The 18758-nt window shown below is 73.2% G+C and carries 15 protein-coding genes and 1 pseudogene; 11 read left to right on the top strand and 5 right to left on the bottom strand.

Translation table 11 applies throughout. The annotated features are described in order from the left end of the window. The first annotated feature begins 82 nt into the window (after positions 1-82). The 11 genes and pseudogenes from ACH4EB_RS06775 to ACH4EB_RS06825 all read left to right on the top strand — a co-directional run bounded on the left by ACH4EB_RS06775 (position 83) and on the right by ACH4EB_RS06825 (position 11881). Positions 83-1435: a ThuA domain-containing protein gene (locus tag ACH4EB_RS06775; RefSeq protein WP_398346248.1), complete on the top strand. Its 1353-nt coding sequence runs from the start codon at positions 83-85 to the stop codon at positions 1433-1435. Next, positions 1432-2799: an inositol-3-phosphate synthase gene (locus ACH4EB_RS06780; protein ID WP_398346249.1), complete on the top strand. Its 1368-nt coding sequence runs from the start codon at positions 1432-1434 to the stop codon at positions 2797-2799. The genes ACH4EB_RS06775 and ACH4EB_RS06780 overlap by 4 nt, the downstream gene beginning before the upstream one ends. A 137-nt stretch (positions 2800-2936) precedes the next feature. Beyond that, positions 2937-3665: pseudogene (locus ACH4EB_RS06785) on the top strand (SCO3242 family prenyltransferase); the annotation flags it as partial. A gap of 384 nt (positions 3666-4049) precedes the next feature. Continuing rightward, on the top strand, positions 4050-4334 hold the full coding sequence (locus ACH4EB_RS06790; protein WP_398346465.1) for a hypothetical protein: 285 nt from the start codon (positions 4050-4052) through the stop codon (positions 4332-4334). Further along, positions 4331-5326, top strand: coding sequence for a sugar phosphate isomerase/epimerase family protein (locus ACH4EB_RS06795; protein ID WP_398346250.1), 996 nt, complete (start codon positions 4331-4333; stop codon positions 5324-5326). The genes ACH4EB_RS06790 and ACH4EB_RS06795 overlap by 4 nt, the downstream gene beginning before the upstream one ends. Before the next feature lie 14 nt (positions 5327-5340). Continuing rightward, positions 5341-6417, top strand: a complete 1077-nt coding sequence (locus ACH4EB_RS06800) for an EboA domain-containing protein (RefSeq protein WP_398346449.1) — start codon at positions 5341-5343, stop codon at positions 6415-6417. Positions 6418-6558: 141 nt separating this feature from the next. Then, a complete protein-coding gene (locus ACH4EB_RS06805; RefSeq protein WP_398346251.1) occupies positions 6559-7407 on the top strand; it encodes a TatD family hydrolase in 849 nt (282 codons plus the stop codon). Between the two features lie 15 nt (positions 7408-7422). Continuing rightward, positions 7423-8670, top strand: coding sequence for a metabolite traffic protein EboE (gene eboE, locus ACH4EB_RS06810; RefSeq protein ID WP_398346252.1), 1248 nt, complete (start codon positions 7423-7425; stop codon positions 8668-8670). Further along, positions 8667-10061: an alkaline phosphatase family protein gene (locus tag ACH4EB_RS06815; RefSeq protein ID WP_398346253.1), complete on the top strand. Its 1395-nt coding sequence runs from the start codon at positions 8667-8669 to the stop codon at positions 10059-10061. Before eboE ends, ACH4EB_RS06815 begins: the two co-directional genes overlap by 4 nt. A gap of 253 nt (positions 10062-10314) precedes the next feature. Further along, entirely contained in the window at positions 10315-11412 is a 1098-nt protein-coding gene (locus ACH4EB_RS06820; RefSeq protein ID WP_398346254.1) for a sugar phosphate isomerase/epimerase family protein, read from the top strand. An 85-nt stretch (positions 11413-11497) separates the two neighbouring features. Further along, entirely contained in the window at positions 11498-11881 is a 384-nt protein-coding gene (locus ACH4EB_RS06825; RefSeq protein ID WP_398346255.1) for a chorismate mutase, read from the top strand. Between the two features lie 71 nt (positions 11882-11952). Here ACH4EB_RS06825 and ACH4EB_RS06830 read toward each other — a convergent pair whose 3' ends face one another. The 5 genes from ACH4EB_RS06830 to frc form a co-directional block, all read right to left on the bottom strand. Then, complete coding sequence (locus ACH4EB_RS06830; RefSeq protein WP_398346256.1) at positions 11953-12555, bottom strand: methyltransferase domain-containing protein; 603 nt, start codon at positions 12553-12555, stop codon at positions 11953-11955. A 38-nt stretch (positions 12556-12593) separates the two neighbouring features. Then, complete coding sequence (locus ACH4EB_RS06835) at positions 12594-13625, bottom strand: NAD(P)/FAD-dependent oxidoreductase (protein ID WP_398346257.1); 1032 nt, start codon at positions 13623-13625, stop codon at positions 12594-12596. A gap of 342 nt (positions 13626-13967) precedes the next feature. After that, positions 13968-15332 carry an OFA family MFS transporter gene (locus ACH4EB_RS06840; RefSeq protein WP_398346258.1) on the bottom strand — a complete coding sequence of 455 codons (1365 nt, stop codon included), beginning with the start codon at positions 15330-15332 and terminating at the stop codon, positions 13968-13970. Positions 15333-15365: 33 nt separating this feature from the next. After that, the gene (locus ACH4EB_RS06845; protein ID WP_398346259.1) at positions 15366-17498 is read right to left on the bottom strand and encodes an acetate--CoA ligase family protein; all 2133 of its coding nucleotides are present in this window, start codon (positions 17496-17498) and stop codon (positions 15366-15368) included. Then, on the bottom strand, positions 17498-18754 hold the full coding sequence (frc, locus tag ACH4EB_RS06850) for a formyl-CoA transferase (protein WP_398346260.1): 1257 nt from the start codon (positions 18752-18754) through the stop codon (positions 17498-17500). Before frc ends, ACH4EB_RS06845 begins: the two co-directional genes overlap by 1 nt. Between the last annotated feature and the right edge of the window lie 4 nt (positions 18755-18758).

The raw sequence follows: 18758 nt of genomic DNA on the forward strand, positions 1-18758 counted from the left end.
CGGGGCAGGCGACCGGCGCCCGGAACGACCGGACGTGGCACCGCCGCCCGCCCGCCCCGTGGCCGGAGGAAGGAGCACCGCCATGTACGTCTGTGCCCGGCTGGCCACCACCGCGGCCGCCGCCACCCTGCTGGCGACCATGACCCTGCCCGGCGGCACCACCCGCGCCCCGGAACGCGCGGAGAACCGGGTCCTGGTCTTCTCCAAGACCGCCGGATTCCGGCACGACTCGATCCCGGACGGCATCGCCGCCGTCAAGGACCTCGGCAAACGGCACGGCTTCACCGTGGACGCCACCGAGGACACCGCCGCCTTCACCGACGGACGCCTCGCCCGCTACGCCGCCATCGTCTTCCTCTCCACCACCGGCGACGTGCTGCGCCCCGACCGGCAGCGGGCCTTCGAACGCTACATCGCGCGCGGCGGCGGATACGTCGGGGTGCACGCCGCCGCCGACACCGAATACGACTGGCCCTTCTACGGCGGCCTGGTCGGCGCCTACTTCCGATCCCACCCCACCGTGCAGCCCGCCACCGTACGCGTCGAGGACCGCGCCCACCCGGCCACCGCCCACCTCGCGGCAGCCTGGGACCGCACCGACGAGTGGTACAACTACCGCACCAATCCGCGCGCCCGCGCCCATGTCCTGGCCGCCCTCGACGAGTCCACGTACAGCGGCGGCACGATGCGCGGCGACCACCCCATCGCCTGGTGCCAGGAATACCGGGGCGGCCGGGCGTTCTACACCGGCGGCGGACACACCGAGCGGTCCTTCGCCGACCCCGCCTTCCGTACGCACCTGCTGGGCGGCATCCGCTGGGCCACCGGCGCCGCACAGGCCGACTGCCGCCTGGAGACCGGCTACCGGGCCCTCTTCGACGGCACCTCCACCCGCGGCTGGAAACAGGCGGGCCCCGGCTCCTTCACCTTGGAGGACGGCACGCTCACCTCCGTCGGCGGCATGGGGCTGCTCTGGTACGCGGCCCGGGAGTTCGGACCGTCGTACTCCCTCAAGCTGGACTGGAGGACGGCCGGAGCCGACGGTGACGACAACTCCGGGGTCTTCCTCGGCTTCCCGCCCTCCGACGACCCCTGGACGGCGGTGCACAACGGCTACGAGATCCAGATCGACGCCACCGACGCGCCCGACCGCACCACCGGGTCCGTGTACGGCTTCCAGGCCCCGGACACCGAGGCCCGCGACGCCGCGCTCAACCCGCCGGGGGAATGGAACACCTACGAACTGCGGGTCGAGGGCGAACGGCTGCGCGTCCGTCTCAACGGACACGAGATCAACGACTTCACGAACACGGACCCGGCGCGCAGCCTGCGCCAGGGCCACATCGGCATCCAGAACCACGGTACCGAGGACCGGGTCTCCTTCCGCAACGTCCGGGTGAAGGAGTTCGAGACGGCGGCGAAGGGCGGCAGATGATGACGGGACAGGAGTGGAGAGCGAGAGTGGAGCGGCCGGTGGAGGCAGGGGGGAATGGGGGCGGTGGCCCGCGGTCGGGGGCTGGGGGAGATGGGGATGGTGGTCAGCGGACGGGAGCGAGGGGACATGAGGGCTTTGGTCTGCGGACGGGGGCTGGGGGAGATGGGGGATGTGGTCTGCGGACGGGGGTGTGGCTGGTCGGGGCGCGTGGTTCGGTCGCGACGACCGTGATCGCCGGCTGTGCCGCGGTCGCCACCGGGCTGCACCCGCCGACCGGCATGGTCACCGAAACCGTGCCGTTCGACGGGGTCCCGCTGCCGCCGCTGTCCTCCCTCGTCTTCGGCGGCCACGACACCGCGGCGTACCCACTGGCCAAGCGGGCCGAGGAACTCGCGGCGGGCGGCGTGCTCCCGTACGGCCTGCCACACGCCGTACGCGCCGAACTGGCCGCGGCGGACGAGGCCGTACGGCCCGGCGGCCCGCTCCCCGGCGACCGCCGCGACGACCGGGAACTGGTCACCGCCTTCACCGCCGACCTGCGCGCGTTCCTTCGGGACCACGATCTGGACCGCGCCGTCGTCGTCAACGTCGCCTCGACCGAGCCGCCGGTGGGGGACGCGGGCGCGGGGTCGGGCGGGGGCCGGGTGGGCGCGCCGGCCGCTCGGGCGAAGGGCGGGGAAACCGTGGGCCGGGGCGGCGACGCGGACGACCGTCTCCCCGCCAGCTCCCTCTACGCGCACGCGGCGCTGCGCGCGGGCTGCCCGTACGTCAACTTCACGCCGTCCACCGGCATGCACCACCCACTGCTCCAGCAGATGGCCACCTGTAGCGGACTGCCGTACGCGGGCCGCGACGGCAAGACCGGCCAGACCTTGCTGCGCTCCGTACTCGCTCCGATGTTCGCCCAACGGGCCCTCCCGGTACGTGCCTGGTCCGCCACCAACCTCCTCGGCGGCGGCGACGGCGCCACCCTGGCCGATCCGGGCGCCGCAGCCGCCAAGAACGCCGGCAAGACGCGCGTCCTCGCGGACAATCTCGGTGCTGCGCCGCCCGGCGAGGTGCACATCGACAACGTCCCGGCCCTCGGCGACTGGAAGACCGCCTGGGACCACGTCGCCTTCGAGGGCTTCCTCGGCAACCGCATGGTCCTCCAGACCGTCTGGCAGGGCTGCGACTCGGCGCTCGCCGCGCCGCTGGTCCTCGACCTCGTGCGCCTGGTGGCCGCCGCCCACGCGGCCGGCATCTCCGGGCCGCTCACCCCGCTCGGCTTCTACTTCAAGGACCCGGACGGCGGACCCGCAGCACTGGCCGACCAGTACGCCGAACTCCTCGCGTTCGCGCACGACCTGAGGAACGGCCGATGAGCCGGGCGTCGAGGGAGAGGGTGAATGCGGGGGCGGGTTCGGATGCGGGGGCGGGTCTGGATATGGGGGCGGGTTCGGGCATGGGGGCGGCCACGGCCATGACCACAGACGCGGCGGCGGCAAGGACCACCACGGATATGGCGACGGCCGTCGATTTCGCCGACGTTTCTTCCGGCCCGAGTTTGCCCGGGGCCTCTTCCGCCGGATCTGCCTGGCTGGAACTCTTCCGGGTATCGGCCCTGGTCAGTGTGCCGGGGGACCTGCTGGCGGGGGCTGCGGCAGCCGGGTTCCGGGCGGGCCGCCGCACGCTCCTCGCCACCGGCTCATCCCTCTGCCTCTACGAGGCGGGCATGGCGCTCAACGACTGGGCCGACCGCGACACCGACGCCGTCGAACGCCCCGGGCGGCCCATCCCGTCCGGCCGCATCGCCCCGGCCGCCGCCCTCGGCGCGGCTGCCGGGCTGACGGCGGCGGGCCTCGCCCTGGCGGGAGCGGCCGGCCGCCCGTCCCTCGTTACCGCCACCGCGCTCGCCGCCACCGTCTGGGCCTACGACCTCCACCTCAAGAACACCCCGGCAGGCCCCCTCGCCATGGCCTGCGCCCGCACCCTCGACGTACTGCAAGGCGCGGCCTCGGTGGCCCCAGCGCGGGGGCGGAGAGGGACGGTTGGGGCGGGGGAGAGGTGGGGATGGAGACGGGCGATTGGGCCAGGGCGAGGGAGGCGACGGGTGTCCGGGAAGGGGAGAACGGAGGGGGCGGGGTGGGGGCGGGCCGTGGGGAAGGCGTTGCCGTCGGCTGCGTTGCTCGGCACTCATACGCTCGCGGTCACCACCGTCTCGCGCCGCGAAGCCCAGGGCAGCTCACCGGCCTTGCCGCTGGCCGCGTTGGGGGGCGTGGTGGCGGTGGGCGGGGTGGTTGGGATGGCCGGGGCGTCTGGGTTTCCTGGGTTGTCTAGAGCCTCTGGGGCGGCTGGGGTGTTCGGAACGTCTGGGGCGGTCGATAGGGGCGGGGTGGTCGGTGGGGTTCACGGGGTCGGTGAGGTCGGTGGGATCAGCAGGGTTGGTGGGGGCGGCGGAGGCGGTGGCTTCCGGGCAGCCACCTTGGCCATACTCGCGAGGGCCGCCTCCGCTGGCGCCGGCCCCACCGCCGCCAGGGCTACCCGTGCCACCCGCGCAGAGACCGCACCGACAGAGACCTTGTCCGCAAGGGCTGTTTCGCCAACGGCTCTCCCTGTAGGGGCCGTTCGCGCAGTGGCCGTTCCCGCTGGAACTGCCCCCACCGTCACCACGGTCACCAACGCCGTCGTCAAAGCTGCCGCAGTGCTCTACGCGGGGATCGCCGCACGCCCCTTGTTCCACGCGGCCCTCAATCCCTCGCCGTACCTGCTCCAGCGCGCCGTCGGCGGCGGCATCCGTGCCATGATCCCGCTCCAGGCGGCCCTCGGCGCACGCGCCGGCGCGCCCGGTACGGGCGTCGCGCTCCTGGCCCTGGTGCCCGCCGCCCGGCGACTGTCCCGGAAGGTCAGCCCAACATGACGACGACGAGCACGCTGCGCCTGGCCTACGGCACCAACGGCCTGACCGACCTCCGGCTGTCCGACGCACTGGCCCTTCTCGCCGACCTCGGCTACGACGGTGTCGCCCTCACCCTCGACCACATGCACCTCGACCCTCTCGCCCCGGACCTCCCGTCACGGACGTCCCGACTGGCGCGCAGACTTGATGCCTTGGGCCTGGCAGTCGCCATCGAAACCGGTGCCCGCTATGTCCTCGACTCCCGGCGCAAGCACCACCCTTCTCTCCTCGACCCCGATCCGGACGCTCGCACAGCCCGCACCGACCTACTCCGCACGGCGGTCCGCGTCGGCGCGGACCTCGGCGCCACGGCAGTGCACTGTTTCAGTGGGCCCAGGCCCGCCGGTACGCCGGAACCCGCCGCCTGGCAACACCTCGCCGACGCGCTCATCCCCGTACTCGACGCGGCCGCCACCGCCCGCATCCCCCTCGCCGTCGAACCCGAACCGGGCCACCTCCTCTCCGACCTCGCCGGCTTCCACCGCCTGCGCGCCACCCTGTCGGGACCGCCCGCCGACGTCCTCGGGCTGACCCTGGACATCGGCCACTGCCAGTGCCTGGAACCCGACCCGCCCGCCGCATGTGTCCGCGCGGCCGCGCCCTGGCTGCGACACGTCCAGATCGAGGACATGCGGCGCGGCGTACACGAGCACCTGCCGTTCGGAACAGGCGAGATCGACTTCCCGCCGGTCCTGACAGCGCTCCGGGACATCGGCTATCAGGGCCTGGTCAGCGTCGAACTGCCCCGCCACTCCCACGCGGGCCCCGACCTGGCCCGCACCTCCCTCTCCTTCCTACGCGCCACCCAACCACCACCCCGACCCCCCAACCCGGCAGGCCCGGCCCCCGAACCGCAGGCCGCCCGCGCCGAACCGACGCGCCCCGCTGAACGGGATCCCGCCACCGCCCCGTTGCCCCCGTCCGTCCCGAGTACAGGAGGGCCGCGATGCTGACGCCGGAGGTCTGGATGGCCCAGCTTCACACGGCCCTGCGCGACCGGCTTGGCGGCGCCGCCCGCGCCTGGCTCGACGAGGCGCTGGACGAAGCGCAGGCCGAAGCCGCCCTCACCGCCCGTCGCACCCCCGGCATCCGGCAGCCAACGCCCACGACGCCCGCAGCACACCCGGCCTCCGAAGCACCTCGGGACCCCGGCGCGCCCCCGGGCGGCGAGGTGCCCCCGGGCCCCGACGCACTCCCGGCCCCCGGCGTGCCCTCGGCCTCCGACGCACCCCCGCCCTCCGACGCATCCCCGCTCCCCGGCGCCGCTGCGGACGGCGGTGGTTTGGCCTACACGGCGTACGCCCCGCCTGTGTGGGAGATGCGCTTCGCCTCGGCGGGCCGGTACTGCACCCGTCGTGAGCCGCCGTACGCGCGGGACCGGGAAGCGGCCGAGGCCGCCCGTATCCTGCTTCTGCACACGGCCCGCGCCGACGCCCGGACCGCCACCCGGCTCTACGAGCACGGCACCGCCGCCGAACGCCGCGCCGTGCTCATGGCGCTGCCCCACCTGGACCTCGGCCCGAGCGCCCGGCCGCTGGTCGAGGACGCGTTGCGCACCAACGACACCCGGCTGGTCGCCGCCGCCGTGGGCCCGTACGCCGCCCGTCACCTCGACGCGCACACCTGGCGGCATGCCGTACTGAAGTGCCTTTTCACCGGCGTCCCGGTGACCGCCGTGGCCGGCCTGGCCGAGCGCGCCCGCGGTGACACGGAACTGGCCCACATGCTCACCGCGTACGCCCGTGAGCGCACCGCCGCGTACCGCCCCGTACCCGCCGATCTTCAGCGGGTCCTGGACCTCACCGCACCGTCCGCATCCGCGCCCGCCACATCATCCGCATCCCCCTTCCAGCCAGAGTCCGCATCCGCACCCGCACCCGAAACCACCCCTTCATCCGCACCCGCGCCCGGACCGGCGCCAGCGCCCGGGGCCGCACCTGGAACCGCCCCTTCACCCGCCCCCGAACTCCCCCTCCACCCCCATTCCCAGCCCGATCCCCCCTTCCGCACCCCGCCGCACACCGAGTCCTCACCCGGTATCTGACCCCACCGATGCCGTTCCCGGCAGTCGATGCCGCTCTCGGCCGCCCGGCCGCCGCCGACCGGCCGACCGCCGGGCGTCGACACCGCCCCCCGGGCACCCCCCGGCACCATCCCCTGGCCCCCCGGCACGCGAGGAGACCCCATGCGCATCTTCGACCCGCACATCCACATGACCTCCCGCACCACGGACGACTACGAAGCCATGTACGCCGCAGGGGTCCGCGCCGTCGTCGAGCCCGCCTTCTGGCTGGGGCAGCCCCGTACCTCGCCGGCCAGTTTCTTCGACTACTTCGACTCCCTCCTGGGCTGGGAACCCTTCCGTGCCGCTCAGTACGGCATCGCCCACCACTGCACGCTCGCCCTCAATCCCAAGGAGGCGAACGACCCCCGCTGTACCCCCGTTCTCGAAGCCCTGCCCCGCTACCTCGTGAAAGACTCGGTCGTCGCCGTCGGCGAGATCGGCTACGACGCGATGACGCCCGCCGAGGACACGGCCCTCGCCGCCCAGCTCCAACTCGCCGTGGACCACGGCCTGCCGGCCGTCGTCCACACCCCCCACCGCGACAAGGCGGCGGGCCTCAGGCGCACCCTCGACGTCCTGCGTGAATCCGCGCTGCCCCCCGGTCACGTCGTCCTGGACCATCTCAATGAGACAACGGTAGGGGAGGCCACTGACAGTGGCTGCTGGCTGGGCTTTTCCCTCTATCCGGACACCAAGATGGACCCCGGCCGCATGGTGCGCGTCCTGCGCCTGCACGGCACCGACCGGGTGCTGGTCAACTCCGCCGCCGACTGGGGCCGCAGCGACCCGCTGACGACGCGGCGCGTCGGCGAGGCGATGCTGGCCGCCGGGTTCTCCGAGGACGACGTGGACCAGGTCCTGTGGCGCAACCCCGCCACGTTCTACGGCCTCAGCGGCCGGCTGGACCTCAGCACCCCACTCCCGGGAACCCTGCACGAGGGCAACTCCATCCTCCGTGGCGAGGCATGAGGAGGGCGGCGGGACATGCGCTTCCGGCATCCCGACGGCTCGACCGTCCACCTCGCGTACTGCACCAACGTCCACCCGGCCGAGTCCCTGGGCGGGGTGCTCGCCCAACTCCGTGACCACTGCGAGCCGGTACGCGAACGCCTCGGCCGGGACCGCCTCGGCATCGGCCTGTGGCTCGCCCGCGACGCCGCCCGCACGCTCGTCCGCACTCCCGCCGCGCTGCGCGGGCTGCGCCGCGAACTCGACGCCCGCGGCCTCGAAGTCGTCACCCTCAACGGATTTCCGTACCGGGGCTTCGGCGACAGCCGCGTCAAGTACCGCGTCTACCGGCCCGACTGGACCGAGCCCGCGCGCCTGGAGCACACCGCCGACCTCGCCCGGCTGCTGGCGGCGCTCCTCCCGGATGACGTGCCCGAAGGCACGATCTCCACTCTGCCCCTTGCCTGGCGCACCGACTTCGACGCGGTACGCGACGTCGCCACCCGGCGGGCCACCGTCCTCGCCGCCCTGCACTCCCTGGCCGGTCGGCTGGACGCCCTCGAAGAACGCACCGGCCGTTCCGTGCGCGTCGGCCTGGAGCCCGAACCCGGCTGCCTCGTCGAAACCACCGCCGACGCCGTCGACGCCCTGAGGCACGGGCGGAACGCCCCGAGCCACCAGAGAAACGTTCCGTCCGGGCCTGCCGCACCCCCGGCCCACCGCATCGGCGTCTGCCTCGACACCTGCCACCTCGCCACCTCCTTCGAGGACCCGCGCACAGCCCTCGAAGCCCTCGGCCGGGCACACATTCCCGTGGTCAAGGCCCAGTTGTCCGCCGCCCTGCACGCCGAACACCCCGATCGCCCGGACGTACGCGCCGCCCTGGGCGCCTTCGCCGAACCGCGCTTCCTCCACCAGACCCGCACCCGTACCCCCGACGGGCGGCTGCGCGCCACCGACGACCTCGACGAAGCCCTGGCCGGGGAGGCCGACGGCGGTCTTCCGGCCACGGCACCGTGGCGCGCGCACTTCCACGTACCGCTGCACGCACCGCCCGCGCCGCCGCTCACCGCCACGCTCCCCGTCCTCCAGGACACGCTGGCCCTCCTCGTGGGCGGGCCCGTACCGCGCACCCACCACCTCGAAGTCGAGACGTACACCTGGCAGGCCCTCCCACCGGGCCTGCGCCCTCGCAGCAGGAGCCGCCTCGCCGACGGCATCGCGGCCGAACTCGCGCTCGCCCGCGACCTGCTGGCCGACCTCGGACTCAAGGAACTCCCATGAGCGCAGCACCGAACCGCCTGCTCGTCCTCGACGTCGTCGGCCTCACCCCCCGCCTCCTCCCGCACATGCCGCACCTCAAGACGCTCGCGGACTCCGGCGCGTGCACCCCGCTGGACACCGTGCTGCCTGCCGTGACCTGCACGGTGCAGTCCACGTTCCTCACCGGCGCGACGCCCGCCCGGCATGGTGTCGTCGGCAACGGCTGGTATTTCCGGGACGTCGGCGAGGTCCACCTCTGGTGCCAGCACAACGCCCTCGTCGCAGGCGACAAGATCTGGGACGCCGCCCGCCGCGAACACCCCGGCTACACGGTCGCCAACGTCTGCTGGTGGTACGCCATGGGCGCCGGCACCGACTGGACCGTCACCCCGCGCCCGGTCTACTACGCCGACGGCCGCAAGGAACCCGACTGCTACACCCGGCCGCCGACCCTCCACGACGAACTCACCAGCCGCTTCGGCACCTTCCCCCTCTTCACCTACTGGGGTCCCACCGCTTCCCTCCCCTCCTCGCAGTGGATCGCCGACGCGACCCGTCACCTGCTGCGCACCCGCCGCCCCGACCTCACCCTCTGCTACCTCCCGCACCTCGACTACGACCTCCAGCGGTACGGCCCCGACGACCCCCGCGCCGCCACGGCCGCCGCCGCGCTCGACACCGTCATCGGCCCCCTCCTGGCCGACGCCCGCAGCGCGGACGTCACGGTCGTCGCCCTGTCCGAATACGGCATCCGGCCCGTCCGCCGCCCCGTGGACGTCAACCGCGCCCTGCGCCGCGCCGGCCTGCTCGAAGTGCACACGCAGGACGGCATGGAATACCTCGACCCCACCGCTTCCCGGGCCTTCGCCGTCGCCGACCACCAGATCGCCCACGTCTACGTACGCCGTCCCGAAGACCTCGACGCCGCCCGCGCGGCCCTGACCGGACTGCCCGGCCTGGACCGGCTGCTCGACGACGAGGGCAAGAAGGCGTACGGCCTCGACCACCCCCGCTCCGGCGAACTCGTCGCCCTCGCCGAGTCCGACGCCTGGTTCACGTACTACTACTGGCTCGACGACGCCCGAGCCCCCGACTTCGCGCGCCTCGTCGACATCCACCGCAAACCCGGCTACGACCCGGCCGAACTCTTCATGGACCCCCGCGACCCGTACGTACGGCTGCGCGCGGCAACCGCGCTGGCCCGCAAGAAGGCCGGGATGCGCTACCGCATGGCGGTCGTCCCGCTCGATCCCGAGCCCGTACGCGGCAGCCACGGCCTGCTGCCCGCGACCGGAGCCGACCCGGCCGACGGCCCCGTCCTCATCTGCTCCGCACCCGACGCACCCCTGCCCACCCCCTTCGCCGCCACCGACGTGAAGTCCCTGCTCCTTCATCTTCCCCGCACCCACTGACAACGGCCCCGCCGCCGCCCTCACCCCACCGCCCCGCCCCACCCAGCGACCACCGACACCGAGGGCGACCACCGACACCGAGGGCGTCCACCGGCACCGGAAGCGACCACCAATCACCGATCGCCGACCACCAACCGCCATCCCCCGAACGCCGACCACCAACCGCCAACCACCGATCACCGATCACCATCCCCCGAACACCAACCGCCGATCACCAACCACCATCCACCATCCCCCGAGGTGACCACCCACCATGCCCCTCCACAGAACCCCCCAAGACGACCCCCGCCGCACCCCCCTCGGACAGACCCTCCACCGCCGCGGCTTCCTCGGCGTCGCCGCCGGTGCCTCGGCGGCCGCTCTCCTCGGCACCGCAACCGGCCCCGCGCACGCCGCCCGGCCCGGCACGCTGCCCGCCACTCCGGCGACCCCCGCCCGGCACCCCCACCACCGTCCCGTACTCCCACCCGGCCGCCTCGGTATCCAGCTCTACACACTCCGCGACCAGACCTCCTCCCTCGGCTTCGCCCGTGTCTTCGAGGAACTCGCCCGCTACGGCTACGAGGAGGTCGAGTTCGCCGGATACACCCAGGGCTCCGTCGGTGCGATCACTCTGCGCCGGCTCAAGCGGCTGCTCAGGGACAACGGCCTGCGTGGTGTCGGAAGCCACGTCGGGTACGCCTCGGCCGACCCCACCGCGTACACGTTCGCCACCAATCTGACCAAGGTCCTCGACGACGCCGAGGCGCTCGGCCTGCCCCACGTCGGCACCCCGTCCGGCCCCGACCGGTACGGCAACACCGTCGACGCCTGGAAACGCGCCGCCGCCGAATTCAACGCGTACGGCGCTGCCGCCCGAGCCCGCGGCCTGCGTTTCTACCACCACAATCACGCCGAGGAATTCGCTTTCGCCACCGACGATCCACGCGTCCGCCTCTACGACGTGCTGCTCGCGGAGACCGATCCCCGTCTGGTCTTCTTCGAGATGGACATCTTCTGGGCCTATGTGGCGCAGTATCGATTCTCCCGGCGCCCGGACGGCACCCCCGCCCCCTTCGAACCCCTCGACTACGTCCTGAGGGCACCCGCCCGCTACCCCCTCTTCCACGTCAAGGACGGCGAGCACGACACCGCCACCCAGGACGGCTACCGCATGGTCGACGTCGGTGACGGCGACATCGACTACCGCCGCTTCCTCACCGCCGTGGAACACCGCCGGGGCCGCCGCTCCGCCCACTGGATCGTCGAGCGTGACGACGCCGTGGACCCGGCCGCCAACCCGGCGGGCTCCCTGTCGACCGCCCGCCGCTCCGCCCGCCATCTGCGGAACCTGTGCGCTCCGCGCGGTTAAGCCGTACGCCCGTGGCCGGGTAGTGTGCACAGGATCAGCACTGCCCGACCGGGGCGACCGGTACGACCAGATTGGCGAGACGTACATGAGTGAGGGGACCGCACCACTGGCGGGCGACGCGACCTCCGTCGCCGACGAGGAGGCACGGGAGCGCCTGATCTACCTGCGCGGCAGCATCGACAACCTGGACGCCGCACTGGTGCACCTGCTCGCCGAGCGCTTCAAGTGCACCCAGCAGGTCGGCGAACTCAAGGCCCGCCACAACCTGCCGCCCGCCGACCCGGCCCGCGAGGCCACCCAGATCGCCCGCCTGCGCAAACTGGCCGAGGACGCCAGGCTGGATCCGGCTTTCGCCGAGAAATTCCTGAATTTCATCATCGGCGAGGTGGTCCGTCACCACAAGGCCATCGCGGACCAGGGGCCCGGCCGGGAAGATGTCACCGGCCGAAGCGACGTGACGGTGGGTTGAGCCTTTCCCGTGACCGAGGCTTTCCGCGACTGAAATTCTCAGACTGACTCGGGCCGTCCCGGGGCCCCGGCTCAGCGCCTCCGTCGGGCCCGTAGCACCGTGTCGTGGGTGTGGCCGGTGCCGGCCGGGGCGGGGACGGTCCGGGGGCGGGTCTCGTTGATCTCCACGGTCCAGTCGGGGCCGAGGAGCGGGGCGATGTCGGCGGGCCGGTAGTAGTCGGCGGGGTGGACGCCGGACATCGGCTGGTCGGGCAGGCCGGCGAGGTCGTGGCCGACGAAGAGCAGGGTGCCGCCGGGGGCGACGGCGTTCAGCAGGCCGCGCAGCGCTGTGTGGTCCGGGTGGCGCGGAAGCGGGAAGTACTGGGCGGAGACCAGGTCGAACGCGTCGGCCGGGGGCGCTGTGACGGCCAGGTCGGCGCGGGCCCAGGAGACGCGGTCGGCGACGTCCGTGGCCGCCTCGGCGGCCCGCCGCAGCGCGACCTCGGAGATGTCGACGCCGGTGACCTGCCAGCCTTGCCGGGCGAGCCACAGCGCGTCACCGCCTTCGCCGCAGCCCACGTCGAGCGCCTGGCCCGGCGGGAAATCGGTGATCTCGGTGACGAGCACTCCGTTGGGTGCGCCGCTGAAGAGCTGGTCGCGGCTGCCGTACCGGTCGTCCCAGAACTGGGCGTCCATGATTTCTCCCGAGGGGATGAGGCGGGTTCGGTGGGCGGTCACAGGCCGTGGCGCCGGTCGCCGGCGACCGGCTCGTGGACGCGGGCTTCCGTCGCGGCCGAGAAGGGGGCCCGGTGGGCCCGTACCGCGCGGCGGGTGTCCTCGGCGACGAGGTCGGCGTTGATCGCCCCCGCGGCGGCCGAGCCGGACGCGGCGGACGCGAGGACGTTCGCGGTGAGGTCGGCGACGTTGCCCGCCGCCCACACGCCCGGTACGGCCGTACGGCCGGTCGGGTCGGTGGCGAGGTACGAGCCCAGGCCGCTCGGGTGCGGGGTGGGGGACAGCCCGAGCGAGTCCAGGAACGCGGCGCGCGGGACGGCGCGGGGCGCCACGGTCAGCGCCTGGAGCGGGACCGGCTCACCGGTGCGCAGGCGGACCCCGGTGAGGCGGTCGTCGGCGATCTCCAGGCCGGTCACCTCGCCGGGCACGACCGTGATGCCGCGTGCGGCCAATCGCTCGGACTCCTCATCGGTGGGATGGGGGCCGGTGTGCGGCAGGAGGGTGAGCCGGTCGGTCCACTGGCGGAACAGCAGCGCCTGGTGCACGCCCATCGGGCCGGTGGCCAGGACGCCGATGGGCTGGTCGCGGACCTCCCAGCCGTGGCAGTACGGGCAGTGCAGTACGTCGCGTCCCCACCGTGGGCCCAGGCCGGGGACATCGGGCAGTTCGTCGGTGAATCCGCTGGTCACCAGCAGCCGACGCGCCCGTACGGTGCGGCCGGAGTCGTCGCTGACCGCGAAGAGGCCGCCGTCCCGTACCGCCGACCGCACCCGGCCGGCGTGCACCTCGGCCCCGTAGTGGGCCACTTCCCGGCGGCCCTTCTCCAGCAGTTCGCCGGGCGGTGCACCGTCCCGGGAGAGGAAGCCGTGCAGGTGCGCCGACGGCGCGTTGCGGGGCTCACCGGCGTCGATCACCAGCACGGACCGCCGGGCGCGTCCCAGCATGAGTGCCGCGCTCAGGCCCGCCGGACCGCCTCCGACGATCACCACGTCGTACCGGTCACCACGGTCGGGCCGGGTATCTCGGATCATTCTGACCACCTCCGGCCCCCAACCTGCGCCCTCTCCCGCCGGGTCGGCAAAGTTCTTTGCGGAAACCGCAAAGCGGGGGCACGGTGAAGGGGTGGGCGACGAGGGGACAGGTGACGCCTTCGACGCCGTGCCGGCCGCGATCGGACCGCGCCTGCGGGAGGTGCGCCGCCGCCGGGGCGCCACGCTGACGGCCCTGTCGGAGACCACCGGTACCCCGGTCAGCCCCCTGTCGCGGCCGGAGCCCGGGCACCGCAAGCCGGGCCTGGAACTGCTGCTGCCCCTGGCCGGGGCCCGCCGGATCCCGCTCGACGAACGCGTCGGCACCCCGGCCGGCCCCGCCCCTCACCCTGAACCGACCGCCACCCCCTTCCCCTCCGGCCGCCGCAGCAGCAGGGACAGGCCCGCCGCCAGCAGGCCCACGCACCCCGCGACCGCGTACGCGCCCGCGTACCCCCACGCCGCCACCACTGCCGCGCCGACACCGCCGCCCAGCAGGCCGGAGACCAGTTTGGAGCTGTAGACGAGGCCGTAGTTCGACGCGTTGTCGTTCTCGCCGAAGTAGTCGGGCACCAAGGCCGCGAAGAGCGGGAAGAACGCGCCGCCGCCGAAGCCGGACAGGAAGGCGAAGACCAGGAACAGGGGCTGGTTGGCGCTCTCGCCCGCCCACAGGACGCCGAACTGGGCCAGGCCGAGGACCAGGCACACGTACGTCAGGGTCACGCGCCGCCCCAGCCGGTCCGAGAGCCAGCCGACCACGCCCCGGCCCGTCCCGTTGACCACCGACATGATGCCCATGGAGGACGCCGCGACCAGCGGCCCGAACCCGGCGTCCCTGGCGAACGGCACCTGGAAGGAGATACCGAAGATCGAGACGCCGGCGGTGCACAGCAGGCAGACCCACATCAGGGGAAGCATGCCCGTACGCATGGCCTCCCGCGGCGTGAACTGGGCCGCCGCGGGCGGGTTCTTGAGCAGCGCCGCGGAGGTACGGGCGTCGTGCGGCACGGCCGGCGGGGCGACGTGCGCGGGCCACCAGTTCTTCGGCGGGTCCTTGAAGAACAGGCCCGCCACGGCGGTCAGCAGCAGGACGTACAGGCCGACCAGGTCGAGGACGGCCTGGTAGTCGTCGGCGTCGAAGCCGTAGGAGAACAGGAAGATGAAGGGCACCGCGCCGTACGCGAAGCCGCCGTTGACGAATCCGGTCTTGCCGCCGCGCCGTTCCGGATACCACTTGCCGACCGTGTTGATGCAGGTCGCGTAGACCAGTCCGGCGCCGGTACCGCCCAGCACGCCGAAGCCGGCCACGGCCCACCGGATGTCCGGGGCGTGGCTCAGGCTCAGGAAGCCGACCAGGGACAGTACGGCTCCGCAGAGCATCGCGGCGCGGCTGCTGAGCAGCCCCTTCTCCCGCAGTCTGCCCGCGGGGAAGGCCACCGCCGCCTGGAAGAAGATCCAGACGCTCAGTACCCAGAAGGTGCCGGTGTGCGTCCAGTGGTGCGCCGCGGCGAGCGTGGACTCGGCGGCTCCGAAGGCGTACTCGAAGATGCTGATACCGAGCATCGCCACCCAGGGCAGCAGAACCATGGTCCACCGCGGGTGGCCGAGCAACTGCCGGTCCGTCTCGCCCAGCCGGTAGACCCGCCCGTGCGCGTCGCGGACCTCGGTGACCGTGGTGCCGGCCGCGTTCGTGATGTCCTGAGTTGTCACCTCACATCGCCTCCCGTCGGTACGCCGTCCGGATCACAGCAGGCCGGCGGCGCGTGCCCACCGGTACTTCGCACCGAGCGCCGCCACCGGCTTCTCGGTCGTGTACGGGTACGCCACCACGCCCCGCGCGAAGAGGTACGCGCCCGCCTCCTCGACCTCGGTGTCCCCGGCCAGCGACGCCACCACCGGCTTCTCGGCACCGGCCGCCCGGAACTCGGCCACCACGCGCGCCGTCAGCTCCGCGAACACCATCGGCGGCGTGACGAGGGTGTGCCAGTAGCCGAGGACCAGGGCGTGCACCCGGGGGTCGCGCAGCGCGAGCCGGATGGCGGCCTCGTACGTGGCCGGCGGCTCGCCGCCCGTGATGTCCACGGGGTTGCCGGCTGCCCCGAAGGGTGGGATGAACTCCCGGAAGGCGGCGTCCAGATCGTCCGGGACGGTCATGAGACTCAGCCCGTGGTCGACGGCCGCGTCCGCGAGCAGGACACCGGAACCGCCCGCCCCCGTGACGATGAGGACGTTCTCGCCCTTCGGCGTGGGCAGCACCGGCAGGGCCCGCGCGTACTCCAGCATCTCGTCGAGTCCGTGCGCACGGATGACGCCCGCCTGCCGCAGGACGGCGTCGTAGACCGCGTCGTCACCGGCCAGCGCGCCGGTGTGCGACCCGGCGGCCCGGGCGCCCGCGCCGGTCCGCCCGGCCTTCAGCACCACGACGGGCTTCTCGCGCACGGTCTCCCGCGCGGCCGCCACGAACGCGCGGCCGTCCTTCAGGTCCTCCAGGTGCATCGCGATGCTCCGGGTGTGCGGGTCCCGGGCGAAGTACGTGAGGAGGTCGTCCTCGTCCACGTCCGCCTTGTTGCCGAGCCCGACGATCGCCGAGACGCCCGTCCCGGTGGCGCGCGCGAAGCCCAGGACGGCCATGCCGATGCCGCCGGACTGCGAGGTCAGCGCCACCGGGCCGGTGACGTCGTACGGGGTGCAGAACGTGGCGCACAGATGGTGCCAGGGGGAGTAGTAGCCGTAGATGTTCGGGCCGAGCAGCCGGGTGCCGTACTTCTCGGCGATGGCCACGAGCCGTTCCTGGAGGGCGTGTTCGCCGGTCTCGGCGAAGCCGGAGGGGATCAGTACGGCGTTCGGGATGCCCTTGCGGCCCACGTCCTCCAGGGCCGCGGGCACCAGCGGCGCCGGAACGGCGAAGACCGCCACATCGGCCCCGTCCGGCACGTCCGCGACGGACCGGTACGCCGTACGGCCGAGGATCTCGCCGCCCTTCGGGTTCACCGGGTGGACCGCGCCGTCGAAGCCGCCGTCGAGCAGGTTGCGCAGCACCGCGTGCCCGATCTTCCCCGGCTCGCGGGAGGCGCCGACGACGACCACCGAGCGCGGCCGCATCAGCCGCTCCATCGAGGCGAGGATCTCCTCCTTGGCGTACCGGCGGCGCCGCGGGGGCGGCCCTTCGCCGAGCACGACGCGTACATCCGCGGCGAGCACCCCGTCCGGGGAGGCGAACACCGGGTTCAGGTCGACCTCGGCCACCTCGGGCAAGTCGGCGGCCAGCCGGGACACCCGTACGATCAGGTCGGCGAGCGCCGCGCGGTCCACGGCGGGCCCGCCGCGTACGCCGCGCAGCAGCTCGGCCGCGCGGATGCCGTCCAGCATGGATTCCGCGTCCGCCGCCGAGGCCGGCGCCAGGCGGAACGTGACGTCCCCGAGGACCTCCACCAGCACCCCGCCCAGCCCGAAGGCGACGACCTTCCCGAAGGTCGGGTCGGTCACCGCGCCGACCAGCACCTCCAGCCCGCCCTCCGGCACCATCCGCTGCACCAGTACGCCGTCGACGCGGGCCCGCGGTGCGTACGCGGCGGCGTTCCGCACGATCGCCGTGAACGCGTCCCGCACCTCGGCGGGCGAGGACAGTCCCACCCGTACGCCGCCCGCGTCCGTCTTGTGCGGGATGTCCGGCGAAACGATCTTCAGCGCGACCGGCCCGCCCATACGGGCGGCGAGCGCCACCGCCTCGTCGGCGGTCTCCGCGAGCCCTTCGGCCGGGGTGGGAATGCCGTACGCGTCCGCGAGCAGCCTGCCCTCGGGGGCCGTCAGCGTCGTACGCCCGGCCGCCCGCGCGGCCCGTAACACCGCCACGGCTTGTGCCTGTCGGTCCGTCATCAGATGACTCCGTTCGCCTTGAGCCGCCGCAGTTCCTCGGCGCCGAGCCCCAGCTCGCCGCCGTACACCTCGTCGTTGTGCTCACCGAGCAGCGGTGAGCGGTCGATCTCCACGGGCGAGTCGGACAGCTTCAGCGGCGATCCGACGGTGGTGAACGTGCCGCGCCGCGGGTGCCGGACCCGGACGATCATTCCGTCGGCGGCCAGCGACGCGTCGTGCGCGAGTTCCTTGGTGGACAGCACCGGACCGCAGGGGATGCCGTGCGCGGTCAGCCGCTCCAGCACCTCCCACTTGGGCAGCGTGCCGCTCCACTCCTCGACGAGCTGGAAGACCTTCGCCAGCTTGGGCAGCCGGGCGGCCGGCGTCGCCCACTCGGGGTCGTGCGCCAGCTCGGGCCGCCCGATGAGCCGGGAGAGCGGTTCCCAGCCGGCCGGCTGCACGATGACGTACACATAGTCGTTGGGGCCGCCGGGCGCGCACCTGACCGCCCAGCCGGGCTGCCCGCCGCCGCTGGCGTTGCCGCTGCGCGGCACCTCGTCCCCGAAGGTGTCGTTCGGGTACTCCGGCAGCGGGCCGTGCTCCAGCCGCTGCTGATCGCGGATCTTGACCCGGCACAGGTTGAGCACCGCGTGCTGCATCGCCACCTGGACCCGCTGCCCGCGCCCGGTGTGCTCGCGCTGGTAGAGCGCGGCGAGGATCCCGGCGACGCAGTGCACGCCGGTGCCCGAGTCGCCGATCTGCGCGCCGGTCGCCAGCGGCGGCCCGTCCGCGAACCCGGTGGTCGACATCGCCCCGCCCATGGCCTGCGCGACGACCTCGTACGCCTTGAACCGGGTGTACGGGCCCTCGCCGAAACCCTTGATCGAGGCGTACACGAGCCGCGGGTTGATCTCCCGGACGCGCTCCCAGGGAAAGCCCATCCGGTCCACGGCGCCCGGCCCGAAGTTCTCCACCAGCACATCGGAGCGCCGGATCAGCTCGGTCAGCAGCTCCTTGCCGCGGTCGGTCTTCACGTTCAGGGTGATGCTGCGCTTGTTGCAGTTGAGCATCGTGAAATACAGGGAGTCCACGTCCGGTATGTCGCGCAGTTGGCCGCGGGTGACGTCACCGGTGACCGCCTCCAGCTTGACGACGTCCGCGCCGAGCCAGGCGAGCAACTGGGTGGCGGACGGGCCGGACTGCACATGCGTCATGTCCAGGACCCGCACCCCGCTGAGTGCCTTCCCGCCGGTTTCCTGAGCTGGGACTGTGCTCATCAGC

It is taken from the genome of Streptomyces sp. NPDC018045, from assembly GCF_044327445.1.
GTDB lineage: Bacteria > Actinomycetota > Actinomycetes > Streptomycetales > Streptomycetaceae > Streptomyces.